General features: G+C 39.7%; 16 protein-coding genes, 7 tRNA genes and 1 rRNA gene. 1 reads left to right on the forward strand and 23 read right to left on the reverse strand.

Features of this window, described 5'->3' with window-relative positions; genetic code table 11:
- Nucleotides 1-361 precede the first annotated feature (361 nt).
- The 6 genes from DXB52_RS12190 to DXB52_RS12215 all read right to left on the reverse strand — a co-directional run bounded on the left by DXB52_RS12190 (nucleotide 362) and on the right by DXB52_RS12215 (nucleotide 6,685).
- Nucleotides 362-1,039, reverse strand: a complete 678-nt coding sequence (locus DXB52_RS12190; RefSeq protein ID WP_118107516.1) for a 2Fe-2S iron-sulfur cluster-binding protein — start codon at nucleotides 1,037-1,039, stop codon at nucleotides 362-364.
- Nucleotides 1,036-2,607 carry an FAD-binding protein gene (locus tag DXB52_RS12195; protein ID WP_118107518.1) on the reverse strand — a complete coding sequence of 524 codons (1,572 nt, stop codon included), beginning with the start codon at nucleotides 2,605-2,607 and terminating at the stop codon, nucleotides 1,036-1,038. The genes DXB52_RS12190 and DXB52_RS12195 overlap by 4 nt, the downstream gene beginning before the upstream one ends.
- Nucleotides 2,608-2,643: 36 nt before the next feature.
- Complete coding sequence (locus tag DXB52_RS12200; protein ID WP_118107520.1) at nucleotides 2,644-3,177, reverse strand: succinate dehydrogenase/fumarate reductase transmembrane subunit; 534 nt, start codon at nucleotides 3,175-3,177, stop codon at nucleotides 2,644-2,646.
- 37 nt (nucleotides 3,178-3,214) lie between these two features.
- Nucleotides 3,215-4,234, reverse strand: a complete 1,020-nt coding sequence (locus tag DXB52_RS12205) for an NYN domain-containing protein (RefSeq protein ID WP_117961711.1) — start codon at nucleotides 4,232-4,234, stop codon at nucleotides 3,215-3,217.
- On the reverse strand, nucleotides 4,210-4,803 hold the full coding sequence (gene yfcE, locus DXB52_RS12210) for a phosphodiesterase (protein WP_118107522.1): 594 nt from the start codon (nucleotides 4,801-4,803) through the stop codon (nucleotides 4,210-4,212). The genes DXB52_RS12205 and yfcE overlap by 25 nt, the downstream gene beginning before the upstream one ends.
- A 127-nt stretch (nucleotides 4,804-4,930) precedes the next feature.
- Nucleotides 4,931-6,685 (reverse strand): DUF885 domain-containing protein, encoded by a 1,755-nt coding sequence (locus DXB52_RS12215; RefSeq protein ID WP_118107524.1) that lies wholly within the window; start codon nucleotides 6,683-6,685, stop codon nucleotides 4,931-4,933.
- A 142-nt stretch (nucleotides 6,686-6,827) separates the two neighbouring features.
- Here DXB52_RS12215 and DXB52_RS12220 point away from each other — a divergent pair, with 142 nt between their 5' ends.
- Nucleotides 6,828-7,484: an ABC transporter ATP-binding protein gene (locus DXB52_RS12220; protein WP_055173553.1), complete on the forward strand. Its 657-nt coding sequence runs from the start codon at nucleotides 6,828-6,830 to the stop codon at nucleotides 7,482-7,484.
- A 44-nt stretch (nucleotides 7,485-7,528) separates the two neighbouring features.
- Here DXB52_RS12220 and rsmI read toward each other — a convergent pair whose 3' ends face one another.
- The 17 genes from rsmI to DXB52_RS12305 all read right to left on the reverse strand — a co-directional run.
- Nucleotides 7,529-8,377 carry a 16S rRNA (cytidine(1402)-2'-O)-methyltransferase gene (gene rsmI / locus DXB52_RS12225; RefSeq protein ID WP_117542577.1) on the reverse strand — a complete coding sequence of 283 codons (849 nt, stop codon included), beginning with the start codon at nucleotides 8,375-8,377 and terminating at the stop codon, nucleotides 7,529-7,531.
- Nucleotides 8,378-8,396: 19 nt separating this feature from the next.
- Nucleotides 8,397-9,149, reverse strand: a complete 753-nt coding sequence (locus DXB52_RS12230; protein ID WP_117542576.1) for a tRNA1(Val) (adenine(37)-N6)-methyltransferase — start codon at nucleotides 9,147-9,149, stop codon at nucleotides 8,397-8,399.
- Nucleotides 9,139-10,053 (reverse strand): PSP1 domain-containing protein, encoded by a 915-nt coding sequence (locus DXB52_RS12235; RefSeq protein WP_015529431.1) that lies wholly within the window; start codon nucleotides 10,051-10,053, stop codon nucleotides 9,139-9,141. The genes DXB52_RS12230 and DXB52_RS12235 overlap by 11 nt, the downstream gene beginning before the upstream one ends.
- A gap of 4 nt (nucleotides 10,054-10,057) precedes the next feature.
- On the reverse strand, nucleotides 10,058-11,053 hold the full coding sequence (gene holB / locus DXB52_RS12240; protein ID WP_055173557.1) for a DNA polymerase III subunit delta': 996 nt from the start codon (nucleotides 11,051-11,053) through the stop codon (nucleotides 10,058-10,060).
- A gap of 130 nt (nucleotides 11,054-11,183) precedes the next feature.
- Nucleotides 11,184-11,768, reverse strand: coding sequence for a nucleoside/nucleotide kinase family protein (locus DXB52_RS12245; RefSeq protein ID WP_117569959.1), 585 nt, complete (start codon nucleotides 11,766-11,768; stop codon nucleotides 11,184-11,186).
- Between the two features lie 65 nt (nucleotides 11,769-11,833).
- Nucleotides 11,834-13,270, reverse strand: coding sequence for an aminotransferase class I/II-fold pyridoxal phosphate-dependent enzyme (locus DXB52_RS12250; RefSeq protein WP_118107526.1), 1,437 nt, complete (start codon nucleotides 13,268-13,270; stop codon nucleotides 11,834-11,836).
- Between the two features lie 117 nt (nucleotides 13,271-13,387).
- Nucleotides 13,388-13,460 (reverse strand) — tRNA-Lys (locus DXB52_RS12255).
- Nucleotides 13,461-13,591: 131 nt separating this feature from the next.
- A complete protein-coding gene (locus tag DXB52_RS12260) occupies nucleotides 13,592-15,016 on the reverse strand; it encodes a sucrose-6-phosphate hydrolase (RefSeq protein WP_118107528.1) in 1,425 nt (474 codons plus the stop codon).
- 12 nt (nucleotides 15,017-15,028) lie between these two features.
- A complete protein-coding gene (locus tag DXB52_RS12265; RefSeq protein ID WP_118107530.1) occupies nucleotides 15,029-16,408 on the reverse strand; it encodes a PTS transporter subunit EIIC in 1,380 nt (459 codons plus the stop codon).
- A gap of 256 nt (nucleotides 16,409-16,664) precedes the next feature.
- Complete coding sequence (locus tag DXB52_RS12270) at nucleotides 16,665-17,642, reverse strand: LacI family DNA-binding transcriptional regulator (protein ID WP_118107532.1); 978 nt, start codon at nucleotides 17,640-17,642, stop codon at nucleotides 16,665-16,667.
- Nucleotides 17,643-17,771: 129 nt separating this feature from the next.
- Nucleotides 17,772-17,844 (reverse strand) — tRNA-Phe (locus tag DXB52_RS12275).
- Between the two features lie 20 nt (nucleotides 17,845-17,864).
- A tRNA-OTHER gene (locus DXB52_RS12280) sits at nucleotides 17,865-17,937 on the reverse strand.
- 27 nt (nucleotides 17,938-17,964) lie between these two features.
- A tRNA-Thr gene (locus tag DXB52_RS12285) sits at nucleotides 17,965-18,038 on the reverse strand.
- Nucleotides 18,039-18,055: 17 nt separating this feature from the next.
- Nucleotides 18,056-18,137 (reverse strand) — tRNA-Tyr (locus tag DXB52_RS12290).
- Nucleotides 18,138-18,145: 8 nt separating this feature from the next.
- Nucleotides 18,146-18,218: transfer RNA gene (locus DXB52_RS12295), tRNA-Val, on the reverse strand.
- A gap of 6 nt (nucleotides 18,219-18,224) precedes the next feature.
- Nucleotides 18,225-18,298: transfer RNA gene (locus DXB52_RS12300), tRNA-Asp, on the reverse strand.
- Nucleotides 18,299-18,380: 82 nt separating this feature from the next.
- Nucleotides 18,381-18,475, reverse strand: a 23S ribosomal RNA gene (locus tag DXB52_RS12305); the annotation flags it as partial.

An 18,475-nucleotide genomic window follows, 5' to 3' on the forward strand; every position in this document is an offset into this window, starting at 1 on the left:
TTTCAATATTTTTTATTTGTCTTAATGGAAATATTACTTATCTTGATATATGATTCGTTGAAACTTTTTGATTATCAGACACAAAGACTCAAATCTTGATATATGATTCGTTGAAACTTTTTGATTATCAGACACAAAGACTCAATCCGTGACTTATAACAGTCTTTTGAATACTTTCGAAAGTTAGATATAGGATATCTGATTAATTTATAAAATACAATGTTTTTTTTGTTGATATCTTAACTTTTTTGTTGGTAAATTGTGGATAACTTTTTTCAGGAGATAATATACTTGCAAGACTTTTATTAGAAAAGGAAACTGCAAATGAAAAAGTGAGTAGAGACGTGCTACTCACTTTTTTCTATCTTCTATTCATATAAGAAATCGATGACAACGTCTGCAGGTGCGCCGGACAGATATCTCTGCATGCCAGTGATTTCGAACATTGCTTCGCAAAATGTTCTTCATACTGTTTCTCCAATGCCCGCTTTCGATTCAGACTGGAAGAATGCAGAAGATACGCGTTATTTGCAAACTCTGCACCATAGAAATCATCTTTTGCCCCAAGATAATTCGGACATACTTCCAGACAAAGTCCACATTTCAGACACTTTGCTGCCGAATACTGATGATCATGCTCTTTCGGATCTGGATGTTTCCGAATTCCAAGGTACATCAATGCTTCCTTCTGACGTTCCCATATCACAGATCTGTCAACGATCAGATCTTCCACAACCGGAAATTTTGTAAGCGGTTCCAGCCTTAAAATCTCTGTATCATCTGTATTAATGAACACTCCACATGCCAATGCCGGATGCCCGTTGATCACCATTGCACAACCTCCGCACATTTTCTTCATACAACTACATTCCCAACGGATTTTTCTACATTGTTTTCCCTTGATATCTTCCAGCTGGTCACGTTCATTTAACTTCTCAAGAATCGCAGCTACTGTAATTCTTCCCTCTCCTCTGAAATGAAAAACTTGCCAATACGGCGCTGATCTTCGGTCATCCTGTCTTTTGATTCTTACTTTCATCTCACAGCGCCTCCCTTTTCTCCTGACTCCTGTTCAAAATAAATCCTGATTCTTTCGTCTTTAAACTCTGCAACGGAACATTTCATGAATTCTGATTTTTCACCTGGAAAATCTTTTCGGAAATGAGCTCCTCTTGATTCACGTCTTTCCACAGCACTCATAAGTGTCGCTTTTCCAAGAACAGCCATCGGATATAATCTGTAATTTTCATAAACAGATACCATTGGATCAATCGGAAATGTCCTCAGCTCATTCAAGTTGGAATCCAATGCGTAAATACTATCCTGAAGAACTTCTCCATCACGGATCAAATCCATGCCATAACTCATGATCTTCATTAATTTACGCAGTGTTGCTGTCGCTGAATACTTGCCCCGATACTCTGACATCTGTTCCATACGATCAATTTTCTCCTGCTCATGCTCAATATAAGGAACAAACAATTCTTCGCACATCGGCTGACCCTGTCCCTCATGCACCGCATGCGCTGCTGTTCTTCCCGAATGAACTGCTGTCATCAATGAATTTCCACCAAGGCAATTTGCACCATGATATTTTGACGCAGCTTCTCCCACAGCATACAATCCTGCAATATTCGTCTGATGCATTCCGTCCACTTTAATACCACCCATAAAGAAATGGATTGCTGGCGTTACAGGGATCGATTCTTTTGCTGTCTCCAGATAAACCTGTCCGGGACACATTGCAATTTCTCTTGCGACAAGATCTCTTGACATCAGATTGCCTTCCGTACCATACTTTTCTTCCATAAAATAAACACTGTGACTTCTATTCTTATAATAAAGTCTCCAACCTTCACTTCTGACAGATTCCGAGATTATAACCCTCTTATTTCCTCGCTGAACCGTGGTCGGATAATACTGGATAAATTCGAGATTTCTCAGCTGCACTCCCTGTAAAAAAAGCTTTCCTGTCACATAACCATCATTTAATTCAGATCCAGTGGTTTTTCCATATAGCTTGTTCATTCCACCGGTAGCACAGATTACTGCATCCGCATAAACCGGAATCAACATTCTAGATTCTGGATTATAAAATAACGCTCCATAACACTTTTCATCCCGAATAAGAGCAGAATAAAAATACAATCCAATTTTCTTTTCTATTTTACCTTTAATCTCATACTCCAGGCATTTCTGTGTCATTGCCGTAACAATCTGTTTTCCAATGGAATTACCTGAATAAACAGTCCTTTTTCTACTCTGTCCTCCGGAAGCTTTCACTTTCCATGTATCATCTTCATGTCGATCAAAAAGAACTCCCATCTCATCCAGCCATTTCAGATGTTCCGGTGCTTTCTCACAGAGATTTCTCACATCCTCTTCTTTTTCAAGAAAACACCCACTCTCCAGCGTATCATTCGCATGCCACACTACAGAATCCTCCTCTGCGGTATCAACTACTGCATTGATTCCTTCTGCTGCCATAACTGACTGTGTACGTTCTGACTGAACCGGTGATACAAGAATTACCTCATCATCAAGTTCTGCTGCTTCTATTGCAGCAGACATCCCTGCAATTCCATTTCCTATAATCAATACCTTCATTTGTCATCTTCTCTTTCCTAAAAATCTCACCTGTTCCTACAATCTTATCCGCGCAGCCACCGTAAGAACCATTAATAATCCACAGATGATCCATGTTACATAATCCACAAGCTTCTCCATCCTGTCGTTCCTCAACAAACCAAGCGTCAGCATAGAACGGCTGAACGATACACTCAGATGCAGAAATGCCGCGCCTGCAAAGAGAATCTCCGTCACTAATACAAGAAACTTTGCTCCACCAGAAAATGATGCTCCACTTATTATAAGATGAAGTACTCTCATGTGTGGATACAATAAAATCAGGATAACAATTCCGCTGATTCTCTGCGTAATTAATCTCCAATTCTCTTTCCTGTATCTTTGAAAATTAAGTATTCCACGTCTTGGATAATAACTTACAATACAAAGAACTACATGAATCAAAACTGTCGCCACAATCCCTCCTGCGAGTATCTGACAATCAGAATAATCCTGTCCACCTGTCAACATAGGAATGGACATGGTAAGCATATGTCCAAGTAAGAATAACGTAAGCATCCAGGAACATACTGCGTTCCATTTTTTTATCATTAATCAGCACCCCTTCTGTATCTTATTCTCTCTACTTTTAATCTTCCACATAAACAGCGCGGGTACGCTCTCCATCTTCGATCAATTCTACCTTTGAAAAACTTTGTATATACTGCTTAAATTGTGAGTATCCATAATCACGTACTTTAAAATCACCAAACTGAATACGAATTCGATTCCCCAGTGTTCCAAGAGAGATCCCCTGATCCCCTGTCATCTGAATCTGTCGGATAATATACTCTTCAAGCATATCTTTCTTACTCTTATCTTCATACAGAGTAACTGAAACTTTCGTTCCTTCCTGGATCAGCTTTAATTTCGGTAAAGTTTCAAGGAACTTGGATAACAAACTGTAACCATAACGTCGAACATCAAAGTCCGGATATACTTTGACCAGCCGGCTTCCAACTTCACCAAGCCCGGTTTCCCTGTCGTTATTCTGGTTTTCCGTAATGATCTTAACCACGATTTCTTCTATTTTTTCCTTTGATACCTTTTCAATCTTTTCTTTTGAACCTCTTCCATTCGACGATGATAATGAAGCACCGGAAATTTTCTTCTGTCCCCTTCCAAACACATGCGGATGATAAGACTTTCCTTCGCTCTCTTCCTTCTCTATCGTGTTGTCTTCCAGAAGCACCTCTAATACGGTGAAGATATCACAGGCTTTACGGAACGGAAGCGGTGTCTTGTCCTCGCCCATTCCGATTACCATCTTTCCACTTTCACGAAGCCGGCTTGCAAGCTTTGTAAAGTCACTGTCACTTGATACCAGACAGAACCCCTCCAATTCACTTGTATAGAGCATGTCCATTGCATCAATGATCATGGCAGAATCTGTAGAATTCTTTCCCTGTGTATAACTGAACTGCTGAATCGGCGTAATAGAATTTTGAAGAAGTTCTTCCTTCCAGCTCGCACTGTTTGACTTTGTCCAGTCTCCGTAAATTCGTTTGTAAGTCACGTTTCCATATTTAGATAATTCATCCAGGATCGGCTTAATATATTTTGCAGATACATTATCCGCATCGATTAAGAGTGCGAAACGGTCTTCCATGTCTGATACTCCTCTCCTCCAAGATTCTTCCATGTAAATACACCGTTTTCATAAATCATATAACTGTGCTCGGATCTTTCCTTTGGAATCGAAACAGAACCTGGATTTAAGTACTGATATTTTCCACCGTTCATATCAAGGATTTCCTCACATGCCGGAATATGCGTATGTCCGTTCAATAGAATGTCCCCATCTTTTAACATTGGAAGATTATGCGGATTATACACATGTCCGTGTGTTGCAAATATTGTAACATCACTGTTCTTTTCTTCCGGATCTCCTGCCAGATTCAGATAACAGTAATCCGCCAGAATTGGGAACTCCAATACCATCTGATCCACTTCTGTATCACAATTTCCTCTCACACAAAGAAGTTCTTTCTTCATTGGATTAAGCATTGCGATCACTTCCTTCGGTGCATATCCTTCCGGCAGATCATTTCTCGGTCCATGATAAAGAATATCCCCTAATAATAATAATTTGTCTGCGCCTTCTCTTTTATAAGCCTCAAGCATCTGTTCACAATAAAATGCTGAGCCATGGATGTCAGATGCAATCATCAATTTCATTTTTCACGTCCTCCTGTCTTTCTAAATAGTTTCTCTATAATAACTGAAAAAGCAGTGACTCTTTTCTTGAGACACCGCCTCTTATTATTTTGTGCCTGTGGATATTATGATTATAACACAGAATGAATCACAGCGAAAAATATTTTCCCACAATTTCAAAAGGCGCCGGACCCACACTCAACACAGCTTTATGGAATTCTTTCTGGGATTTATTTCCAGATTTTATCCATTCCTTTTTCAGCTCCAGAAATTTTATATATCCGATATAATATTTCAAATAATTTCCCGGCGATCCCAGAATCAGATTATAGATTTTATCAACCGTTTCGGCATCTTTAATTCCATATCTTGCATAAAATTCTACTGTATCCATTCTGCTCCATCCTTCGTAATGGATTCCCATATCTGCCAATGCATAAAGTGCAAGAATCACTGAACTGTTCTTCTGAAGAATTGCTGCCTGAGTCTTAGATAACGGCATCAGATAATAGCTGCACATCTCCGCATAAGTTGCCCAGCCTTCTACATATCCGCCAAAATTTAAAATACTCCTGACGGGATCAGGATCCGTGCTTTCAAAAAAGATTGTCTGGTACAGGTGTCCCGGATACCCCTCATGCGCCAACGTTGTGAACAGTGTCAAATCATCTCGCATCTGTACTTGGTTTACATAAATTACATTTTCTTCTGTATAGTCAATTGCCGGTATCATATAAAATGCGGGACTTAAATGTTCCTGCATTTCCTCCGGTACATATTTTATCTGCAGAGAAGTTTTTGGAATCTCAGGAAATGCAGTCCCTATCCCTTTTTTTAACTTTTCTAAAATTCTTTCTGCTTTCCCATCTTCCAATATTGCTGCTGCCTGCTTCGCTTCGTTGACTGCTTCTTCCATACCGGTAATATCTTCTGAAATTTGTCTGCGTGTTAGTTGCTCAAGCTCTTGAATCGTGTCTGTCACTCCTACACTCTGCTGTATATACCATTCGTAGTATTTTCTCCCTTCCGGAAAATAACACAATCCCTTTTCATTCATTCCCTTCCCTTTCAATTCCTCAACCGCCTGTATCAAATCCTCATACGCCGGATAAACCTGCTCTTCCATCTGCCTGGCGTTCTGCTGAATATAATCACTCTTTTCTTTTTCAGACAGTTCCTGTAATTCACCAATTCTGGACACAAATGTCGAGTACAGATAATTTCCATTTCCCATTGCAAGAAATGCATTACATTGTTCTAACACCTGATCCGCCATTTCATCTGACAAAAACAATCCCTTGTCTGCTTTTTCTCTTTCAAATGCAATGATCTGTTGAAAATAATCCCTTGTCTCACTTAAAACATCCAGATACGCTTCCACATCTGTCCTGTCATAAAACTGATATTCAGATAATACAATTGGAATCTGCGTCTGTACTCCATTGACTGTATTCAACGGTTCTTCATAATACAGATAATCCGCTTCTTCTCTCAAATTTCTCAGATATTGCTTCAACAGATCGTATGTAATTCTATTTTTTACATTCAGTTTTTCATAAGAAAATGTATACAATGCCTGCTGTATATTCTCCGCTGCTGTCTTAATCTGAGTACTGTCTGTCTGTATCGTTCCATATGCTGTATCCGCTTTATCAATCCCATACGCTTCTGGCTCTTTTAATGTATAGTGCAGACTGATCTGGCTTGCAGCCACCTCTTTGCAAAACAATTTTTCTGTAAACGATGTAAATCTTTCATTCTCCGCTTCTTTACTGCTCTTTTTTTCTTCTAAAAATGTTGCTTCACAACCGTTTAAAAAGAAAATAGAACTGAAAAGAATACTGATACTACATACAATACTTACACACTGCTTCTTCCGCCTTTTCCAAAATTGAATCAACATAGCAGACTCCGACAGTTATTTCTCTAATTTTATGCATCGGCTTCCTTATTTATACATCTCTCAAATTTGTTTCCAAACAGTAATGCATCCCCTCTTTATTTGTGATAAAATACAACTATATAAGATACAGGAGGCGTTGTGTATGGCCAACTTAATATTTGAACATTTGAAAAAAGTATATCCGAACGGATTCGTATCTGTAGATGATGTCAGCCTCTCGATCGAAGACGGTGAATTTGTTGTATTCCACGGACCAAGCGGATGCGGAAAATCTACAATTTTACGTATGATTGGCGGCCTGGAAGATATTACTTCCGGAAAGATCTATCTTGATAATACCTTTTTAAATGACATTCTTCCACGCGACCGGAAGCTTGCCATGGCATTTCAGAATTACGCTCTCTATAAGCACATGAATGTCTATGATAACATGGCACTTGGACTGAAGCTTCGTGATCTTCCGCGTACAGTTATCAATACCCGCGTAAAGACTGCTGCCGCTTTTCTTGGAATTTCAGACATTCTTACGAAAAAAATTCGTTCTATTTCTGATTCTGAACGCCAGCGTGTTGCACTCGGTCGGGCTATTGTCTGCCACCCAAAAGTTCTGCTTGTAGATGAAGATTTTGCTCATCAGGATGATGACCTTCGGAAAGATATGATCCATGATATTCTCAAAATTAACAAAGAGCTTGGAATTACGGTTCTTTATGTCACAAATAACTACGAAGAAGCCGTTTCCCTGAATTCTCGTGTCATTTTTATGAAAGACGGAAAAGTAATCGAGGACAGCATTTAAGCTGTCCTCTCATTTTCACCCAAGCAACTCTCAAAACATGCTTCTTATGATTTTTGCTTCTCCAGGTAATTATAAATTTCACGCTTCTGAACGCCGCGGTCTTTCGCAACCTTTTTCATTGCTTCTTTTCGATCCACTCCCTGAGAAATATAGTACTCCATATGGTCTTCAATACTCATATCTTCCCAGCGCTCTTTTTCTTCCTGACGGATTTCTTCCCGGCTTCTCCCTGCAATTACAATCACACACTCTCCCTTCGGAGCGTTCGCCTCATAATAAGCTACCGATTCTTCAAGTGTTGATTGAAATGCTGTCTCATGCCTTTTGGTCAGTTCTCTGCAAACCGTTACTTTTCGATCTCCCAGACGCTCTGAAAGAAGTTTCAAAGTCTTTACCAGACGATGCGGTGCTTCATACATTACGATCGTTCTTGTCTCAGCAGCCATTTCTTTTAAAACTTCTTCCCGTTCTTTCTTATCTGTCGGAAGAAATGCCTCAAATGCAAATCTTCTTGTCGGAAGTCCTGACATTGTAAGCGCTGTAACACATGCCGCCGGTCCCGGAACAGAAGTTACTCGAATCCCTGTTTCATAACACATTTTCACCAGTTCTTCTCCCGGATCAGAGATCCCAGGTGTACCTGCATCTGTAATCACCGCAATATCCAGTCCTTCTTCCAGCTTCTCCACCAGTTTACGACCTTTGTCAAACTTGTTATATTCATGATAACTTGTCATTGGCGTCTGTATTTCGAAATGATTTAACAGTTTAATACTGTTTCTTGTATCTTCTGCTGCGATCAAATCCACCTCTTTCAATGTTCTGATCGCACGAAATGTCATATCTTCCAGATTACCAATTGGTGTTGCCACCAAATATAATGTTCCTGCCATCTTCATCTCCCACGAACAATTACCGTTGTCTTTCAGTCTTTTCAGAATTATTTCCGTTCTTCTGCAATAAAGTCCCATCCTTCGCATACATAATGATTGGTGGCTCTATCGTCACTCTGGGTTTTGCCCCACGCATTCCTTCCACCAGAACCATTGTCGGTTCTTTATCTATATACGGATGAATAAACTGAATCCGTTTCGGTTCAATCTTATATTCATGCATCTTCGTCAAAATCTCTGTCAGCCGAAACGGTCTGTGAATCATATAAAATCTGCCTTTATCCTGAAGAAGCCGCATACTTTCTCTTAAAATATCATCTAATGTACACAACACCTCATGCCGTGCAATCGCCTTACTGTCATCTGGATTCCGAAGTCCATGATCCGCTAACATATAAGGCGGATTCGTTGTGATCACATCAAAAAAGGCCGGCTTAAATCGTTCTGCCGCCTCTTTAATATCTCCGGTTACAATGTTAATTCTGTCTTCCAGATGATTATGTGCAACACTGCGTCTTGCCATTTCTGCAGTCTCAGCCTGTATCTCAAGCCCTGTAAAATGCTTTCCTTTCGTCTTTCCTGCAAGTAGAACCGGGATGATTCCATTCCCGGTTCCCATATCAAGCACGGTCTCTCCCGGCTTTACTTTTGCAAAATCAGAGAGAAATACTGCATCCACTCCAAAACAGAATTTTGAAGGATTCTGGATCAATTCTAATCCTCCAAGCTGCAGATCATCCAGACGCTCGCCTGGTCTCAGATTATTTGTCATCTAACTTCGAAGCTCCCTCTTTCTTCTCCATCCGTTCAAGCGCAGCTAATTTCTTCTGCTCTTCTTTCGATACTTTCTGTTTCTTTCTTCTCGGACGGAATTTCAGATCATCCGCCTTATACTCGCGAATCTCTTTCTCGTCATTCTCCAGATTAACAATAACTTTCACAAGTCTGCGAAGTACACTCAAAGAATGTACTGTTCCGGTCAATCCATCACTTGTTGTCACATTATCTCCAACAGAAGGTAACTGACTGTTAAGCACTTCATAAGTCTCTTCCTCATTCGTCAGACAGCACATCAATCTTCCGCAGACCCCTGAAATCTTTGTCGGATTCAGGGACAGGTTCTGTTCCTTTGCCATCTTGATTGATACCGCTGCAAACTCTGTCAGATATGTGCTGCAGCATAATGGACGTCCACAGATACCAATTCCTCCGCGAATCTTCGTCTCATCTCTGACCCCAATCTGACGAAGCTCGATTCTTGTTCTGAACACAGCTGCCAGATCCTTTACAAGTTCACGGAAATCAATACGTCCGTCCGCTGTAAAATAAAACAGGACTTTATTATTATCGAAAGTATATTCTGCTTCAATCAGTTTCATATCCAGTCCATGCTTACGGATCTTCTCCTGACAAATCTTAAAAGCCTCTTTCTCTTTCTGACGATTCTTCTCTACCGTCTTCTCGTCCTGCTCTGTTGCAATACGAATCACAGACTTCAAAGGCTGAACCACTGAATCATCGTCCACCTCTTTTGGTGCACTGACAACACGTCCGTACTCGATTCCCCGTGCTGTCTCCACGATTACGTGATCCCCCTGTTTGATTTCAAACTCTCCCGGGGAAAAGAAATAAATCTTTCCCGCTGTTCGGAATCTTACTCCTATTACTTTTGTCATGTATCTAATTCTCCTTTATTGTAAGCAAGAGCAGTTCCATTGTCAGTTCAAAATTAACATTTGCTTTCAGTCTGGCTTTCGCCTTTTCAATTGCGTCCAAAATATTCTCAATTCCTTCATAAGAGCTCTTACTTGCACGCGCCTTGATATATCTCAGCTGATCAGAAAATACTACTCTGTCTACATTCTTAGTTGCCTTATAAATTAATACATCTCTGTACCAGATTGCGATCATATCCAGATAGTCGTTAATCTCCATCTTATATGTCATACATTTTTTCACTGCATCCATCAGTTCTGAAACATTCATCTCATCAATATTTCTAAGTAAATGTACAACTTCTTCCTTAATCTCATTGAAATATTCTGACGTCGCAAGCATAATCGCTTTTCCCATATTTCCCTGGGCAAATGCTACACAGACATCTGCTTTATAATCAGGAATCTCCATCTGCTCCATCAGATATTTCTTTACAAGCTGATCTTTAATATTACGAAGTTTCATCATAACGCATCTGGAACGAATCGTTGGCAGTAAAGCCTCTGCATTCTCTGTCAGAAGCATGATCACCGCATATTCCGGTGGCTCCTCAATTGTCTTAAGCAATGCATTCTGTGCCTGGGCACTCATTAAGTCTGCCTCTGGAATAATATAAATCTTATACTTGCTGCTGTACGGCTTGATCACAATATCATTATTAACCTGTGTACGAATATCATCAACACTGATCGTATTCGGTTTCTCATGTGTCACCTTAATAATATCCGGCTGATTACCGTTCTGTGCCTGTTTACAGGACTGACATTTCCCACATGCCTCTCCGTCTTCCTCACGATTCTGGCACTGCAGGCTCATAGCAAAAAGATTCGCAAGAAGCCGCTTTCCAGATCCTCTTTCGCCATTCAGAATATATGCATGCGATACTGCATCAGCCTGAACTGCGCTCGAAATATACTTGATTATGTTTTTGTGCCCTACTACATCTTTAAAACTACTCATTTCTATCACCTGCCGTGTATCTTATTTCATCTTTAGCGGATAATATTCTCACAATTATCCACCTAACAATAGTATATTCATAATTTTAACATCATTTTCTTACAAAACTATGAACTACCATTTAAGTATATCATAAATTCACGTTTATTTCTCGCAAAATTTCTTCCATACAAGTTTCCTTATCAATATTTTGAAATCTCCGCTTGATTCCCGCCCTTTCCAGATTCTCCTCCGAGAAATCTTCGGCATCTGCAAGAAATCTTCTACACAGTTCTGCATACTGCGGTTTCAGCTGTGCCCGTTCTCTTTCTAACGCCCTCGACAGTCTTAATCCATCTTCTACTTCTATATATAATGGAACCATGACATCATCACCAAAATATTCTTTCAATGCATAATATGACTCAATCGTTCCGATCACAAGATAATCATACTGCCACAATTCAATCTGTCCATCGTCTGCTGTAAAATAAGTCCAGATTCCACACTTTGTATTGTAAGAACGAAACTCGATGATTTTCTCCTCGTCCATCATCTCATCAAATCGTTCCTGATCGACAAAGAAATATTCCACTCCGTCCTTCTCACCCTCACGCATTGGACGTGTTGTATATGGAACGATTGAATGAAATTTTGGCATCTTTTCCATCAATTCTTTGTAAATCGTATCCTTCCCGGAAGCGCTTTTCCCCATAATATAAAATATTTTACCCATACTTTTTCTCCTGCTCTTAAACATGCATCTGGATTCGTATTCTCAACTTCCAGCCTGTCGGTTCTTTATTCTGGATTCCCCGCAACTAATAAACAATTCTCCTGGCTTAGTCCTTCAATGGAAAAACCCATCTCTTTATATTTTACCATCTTTTGCACAATAGTAGAAGTAATTCTCTCTCCAGGAACAATCATTGGGATTCCCGGTGGATAAAGATAGACATATTCCAATGAGATTCTTCCTGATGCCTCATTCCATTTCACACTCTCGCCTTCCATTCTCCCTGCTTCAAAGGAAGAATATGCTTGTTCTAATGGAATCATTTCATAAGAAATATTTTTTATAGTATGATCCTCATCATTCCCTGAAAGCTCTTCGCACAGAATATTTTTATCAATCTCCATCACTGCCTGAACCAATCTGTCCATTCCTTCTTGTGTATCTCCCGGTCCTGTCATAGCAATCACATAAGACCCGGAAGCCATCTCCATCTCCAAATGATAAGATCTCAGCATTTCCTGAAATCGTTTTCCATTCAAAACTTCCCCATCTGTATTCTTAAGATTTTTTACAGATAATACTATCTTTGACCGGTCAAAATGTTCTGTCTCAATTAATTTTATATTCTTTAACTGCTTCAGTCTCTCTCTTGCTTGCTGCAAACGCTCAACATAAGTATCCATGATTTCTTCCCTGCGCTCATCCATTGCCCGGACACACTCATCAATGGATGCCATTAAAATATAAGAAGGACTGCTGGATTGAAGCATATGCAAATAATTTCTTATCCTTTCACGATCAACATATCTCCCATTTATATGAAGCAGTGCTGTCTGAGTTAAAGACGGAAGTGTCTTGTGAAGACTGTGGATCACCACATCAGCCCCCCGTGTATTCGCATTTTGCGGAAAATAGGAATGAAATCCAAAATGTGCACCATGCGCTTCATCGACGATCAGCGGAATCTTATATTCATGCACGATTTCCGCAATTGCTTCAATATCCGACACAACTCCTTCATAAGTCGGTGAAACAATGACAATCGCCTGAATATCTTCATATTCTTCAAGTAACTTCTTTATCTGGTCTACATGGATCTCACCATTAAGATCTGTCTCTTCCGAAAACTCCGGATAAATATATACTGGGCGTAATTCATTTATATATACCGCATTGTATACCGATTTATGACAATTTCTTGCCATCAAGATTCTACCACCACGCTCCGTACATCCCATCATTGCACTCAAAAGTCCGACTGTACTCCCATTAACCAGATAATGCGTCTCTTCCGCATGAAATACTCTGGCTGCATTCTCCTGTAATTCTTTCAACAATCCTTCTGCATGATGAAGATCATCAAATCCATCTATCTCCGTTATATCAATATTATATGGTAACCTGGCTCTCATGAGCTCCATGTTACGCTTATGTCCAGGCATATGAAATGCATAATAATCTGAATTTCCATATGCAGTTAATTTTTCATATAAATATTCCATAATAACCTCTTATTTGTAAAAAGAACCTATCTGAATAATGATAGATTCTCCTGATGCCATATTTTATTTATATAAAGTTAAAAGCAGTAATCATAATAGATTACTGCTTTCTTTCAGTGAGCGTGCGGGGATTCGAACCCCGGACAACTTGATTAAAAGTCAAGTGCTCTACCACCTGAGCTACACGCCCTTAAACACTCGCAGAAGTTATAATATCATAAGTCTTATATAAATGCAAGCACTTTTTTCAGATTTTAAATTTAATATTTAAATGCATCTCGCCACATCGCTACAGGCGATTCTAAATGGCGAGACACAATCTTATTTTCTCAAATCATAGAACTTTCCACTCAGATTTTTCACCTTTACATAAGAAACATGAGCTATAAACATTCTCGAAGTGAATACCGTTTTCCCATGATCACAGAAAATTTCGATGCTAGAACGATCTACCATAACCCGGACAGTCTGTTTCTTCTCTAACTGTTTTGCATAACGGATCGTTCCAAACTTCTCCGCATACACTTCTGTCATATCACTTCTGTTCAGACAATATTCTTCCCCATCTGCACTGAAAGTCAAACAGTTACCATCTTTATTTCCTATTTCTATAGAAAACGCACTTTCTGTATTTCCTTCAAGCTCAAAGGAACATTCTTCAACCTTTATATGCTCTGTAATGCTTCTTTCATTTGCACGAAGTTGCTTTAGCTCTTCTACCGGCTGTTGAACCAACCTTTCTTCCTCGATCCGAATTTCTCTCGGAAGTGTCAACATGTGCGCCCAATTATTCTTATCAGTTGGATATTCGCTCTTAGAATTTCCAAGCCATCCAAATAAGATTCTTCGATGTTTTTCATCCTCATACGATTGAGGCGCATAGAAATCAAATCCCTTATCAAGTTCATACATTTCTGAAAAATGAAATTCTTTTCGTTCTGTATCCAATGGTTTTCCTATCATGTAAACTACGGAGAATACATTTTTATAATCATATTTATTCTCACTTGAAATTCCCATCGGAGAACAAAACAGCACTCCTTTTTGATTCTCTTCATAATAATTTGGACATTCCAACATGTAACCTAACATTGCTTCCTGTCCATTCTGAAGTAATCTCACTCTTCCGGCGTACTCATATGAATCTGCCTGCTTACCTCTGTACAACATCAGAATTCCTTCATGTTCTTTACTTTCTGCTCCTGTCAGCATCCAGTATTCACTGTCCCTTTTCCAGACATATGGATCACGGTAATTCATTGTCGTCTGATCCGGATCCATTTCTACAATCTTTTTCCGGTCTGTCAGTTTCTCACCATCAAATCTGGCATAACAGGTACATGGGATCATCTCTTCATTTTCAATTCCTGTATAGAAAACATGTACTTTTTCTCCCTCTTTTAATGCCATACCTGTATAACACCCGTAAGAGTCTGATTCTGTATCCGGGTACATTGCCACACCATGATCTTCATAATAAATAAAATCTTTTGTTGTCAAATGATACCAGTGTTTCAACCCATGTACCGGTCCGGCCGGAAACCATTGGTAAAAAATATGATGTATCCCATTAATCTCACACAGCCCATTCGGATCATTCATCAGACCGCATTTCGGTGCAATGTGCCATACCGGATAATACGGATCTTTCCTGGTTGTCTCCTGTATCCGTTGAAAATATTCAGCCGGCATATCCGTAATTCGAATATGCCGGTTCTGATGATTTGAAAAATCATACTGAAACATAAATTTACTCCTTTATACTGTTTCTGGATTCTTCTTCATAATCAGCCATGTGCCTGCAAATGCAACTCCTACAGAAAGCAGTAATACAATAATATACTCAATCATTCCTCCCTGAAGGTAAAGCAGCATACCAGGGATCATAGACGCTCCGGTTCCCTTTGCACACAAACCAACGATTGCTGCGAATCCACCACCTACAGCACCTCCAAGACATCCCATGAAGAATGGCTTAAGTCTTGGGAATGTAAGACCATACATAACAGGTTCGGAAATTCCGAATAATGCCGGGATCAGAGCTGGAATCATATTAGCTCTCTTCTGCTTATTCTTCTGCATCATGACAATTGCAAGTCCTGCTCCAAGCTGTCCTGCGATTGCTGCAGATCCCATTGGGTTAATATAATCTACACCAGTCTCTGTAAAAATACTTACAATAATCGGTGTTACTGTATGATGCATACCTACAGAACAGAGAATCTGAATCAGTCCTCCATAAGCGATTCCTCCAATTCCAAATGGAAGTTTCAGCATCATAAGGATCAGATCTGTCATTCCTTTTTCAATTCCTGAAAGAACCGGTCCTACAACAAAGAGTCCTGCCAAAAGTGAAACAAGTAAAGTAAGGAATGGTACAAGCAGCATGTCTAAGATATCCGGAATCACCTGATGTAACTTCTTCTCCAGTTTTGCTGCAAAGAATCCCATGAATAATGCAGGAATTACAGAACTCTGATAACCTGTAATATTTAAATGCAACGGTCCAAAGACAAAACTTAACGGATCAGCAACTCCATTTACCACATCCCATTTATTTGGAAGAGTTGGTGATACAAGCATCAGCCCAAGTACAATACCGAGGATCGGTGAGCCACCGAACTTCTTGCATGCAGACCATGCAACTAATACTGGAATAAATGTGTATGCTGTGTCTGTTAATACAGAAAATACTGTGTCAAAAGATGGTGATAACTCAATTCCAAATCCATTTACAAGAAGACTTCTTACTCCCATCAGAATACCTGTTGCAAGAAGTACGGGAATGATAGGAATAAAAATATCAGAAATCATCTTTGTTGCACTCTGGAAAGATAATTTTTCCTTCTCCCCATTTTCTGTTACTTCAGCATCTCCAGCTGTCACTCCTGCCAGTTTCTGAAACTCAGCACAAACTTTATTCACAAATCCAGTTCCAAGAATCACCTGATGCTGGCCACTCTTTGAGAAATAACCTGCTACTCCCTGAATCTCTTTCATCCCCTCTTCATCAATAACAGATGCATCCTTTACTTCCACGCGAAGCCTGGTTGCACAATGTGTCGCACTGATTACATTTTCTTTTCCGCCAAATGCTTTCAGAATTTCCTGCGCTGTCTTTACAGGATCTTTTTTCATCTCTCATTACCTCCTATTTGTGCTATTATAACATATATCGTTTTTATCAAATCGATTCGATATGTTTGTTTTTTATAGTGGCCTTGGAATATTTCCTATCAGCCACTGTTATTTTTGTTTATCGAATCGTTTCGATATCTGTTGATTATAATAGATCATTACCATTTCGCTGTCAATGAATTTAATCAATTCTTTTTGTTTTCTGTATTTTTCAACAAATTAAAGTTGTGATATTTGGTAAAAAGTAACATGTAATTTAACATGTTTCACCACTTTGGACTGTCACGCCAAAAATAGATTCAACTTCTTCAATTTTTTTCCCTTCAATTTGCGAGATGATCATGGACACTAATTTTTGAGCCATTTCTTCAATTGGCTGAACAATCGCAGTCAGAATTTCCGGTCCGATTTTTGTAATATACGTTCCATCAATCGCAACTATGCTGAGATCCTCTGGAACTTTTCTTCCTCGTAACTGCGCTTCTCTCAGACAGGCAGCCGCAGCCATATCAACACCAAGAATTCCATCCATATCATTACATGTCTCAAATGCACGAACTGCAGCATCCTGATACTTTTCAGTAGTAAATGTATTATATCCAACAGAAATATCTACAACTTCACAACCTTTCTTCTGAAGTATTTCGCGGAATACCTTCTCCTTTTCATCCTCATAGTTCTTAATCGTATGAGAACTTACAAGCTGTACAACTTTCTTTCTGCTTTTCTCCAGAAAAAGCGATGCTGCTTTCTCCGCCACCTGTTTCTTATCTACATGAACAGTCGGAATATAATCCGCCAAATAGCAGTCAATTGTTACGATTGGCCTGTCAATCTTAAGATATCTCTCCTTCTTCAGTGAATGAGCTCCCATAATCACGCCATCCATAGTTCTACGATCCAGCATCTGAAGGTAAGCCTCTTCTACATCTTCACGCCCGGCTGTTCCACAAACCAATGCCTTATATCCTCTGGAATACAATTCCTTTTCAGCATATTTAATAAACGTACTGAAAAAGGGATGTGCAATATCTGGAACAATAATTCCTACAATTCCTGATTTCTGCATCTTCAGATTGCGACCAAGCTCACTTGGAATGTAATTCAGTTCCTTCATCGCTTTCTCAATCTTTTTTCTTGTCTCCTCAGAAACATATCCTTTATTATTACACACAAGTGAAACAGTGCTTCTTGATACTCCAGCTAATTTTGCTACATCTCCAATGCTTGCCAAATCAATCCCTCCCGATTATCAGATCATAAATCTACAGTTACTATTCTGCATTAGAGTTCTTTCTCTAATAATAAAATATAGAAAAAAGACTGCGGTATACGCAGTCTTTCCGTTTACATAAAATAAAAATGCCCAGAACCGGAATCGAACCAGTGACACGAGGATTTTCAGTCCTCTGCTCTACCAACTGAGCTATCTGGGCATAGACTATAAAAGTCTGAGTTGCGGGAGCAGGATTTGAACCTGCGACCTTCGGTTATGAGCCCGACGAGCTTCCAGACTGCTCCATCCCGCGATATTAAATTAATTTCTCAAAAGAGAAAAGCCGATGATCGGACTCGAACCGATAACCTGCTGATTACAAATCAGCTGCTCTGCCAATTGAGCCACATCGCTTATAACCTTTCGGTTAATGGATGGAGGTGGATTCGAACCACCGAAGCAATTTGCAGCAGATTTACAGTCTGTCCCCTTTGGCCACTCGGGAATCCATCCATGTTAAGTGGGACCTACAGGGCTCGAACCTGTGACCCTCTGCTTGTAAGGCAGATGCTCTCCCAGCTGAGCTAAGATCCCACATAACGACCCAGAAGAGACTCGAACTCTCGACCTCCGCCGTGACAGGGCGGCGCTCTAACCAACTGAGCCACTGGGCCATTCTTCAATTTTCAGAAGGCTATGTACCTTCAAAACTACATACAGTTAAAACCAACATCATCATCCAAACCTATCACTGCTTTGGTTATGCCCTCGACCTATTAGTAACAGTCAGCTCCATGTGTTACCACACTTCCACCTCTGCCCTATCTACCTCGTCGTCTTCAAGGGGTCTT

The organism is Ruminococcus sp. OM04-4AA (assembly GCF_003462585.1).
Lineage (GTDB): Bacteria > Bacillota > Clostridia > Lachnospirales > Lachnospiraceae > Mediterraneibacter > Mediterraneibacter faecis.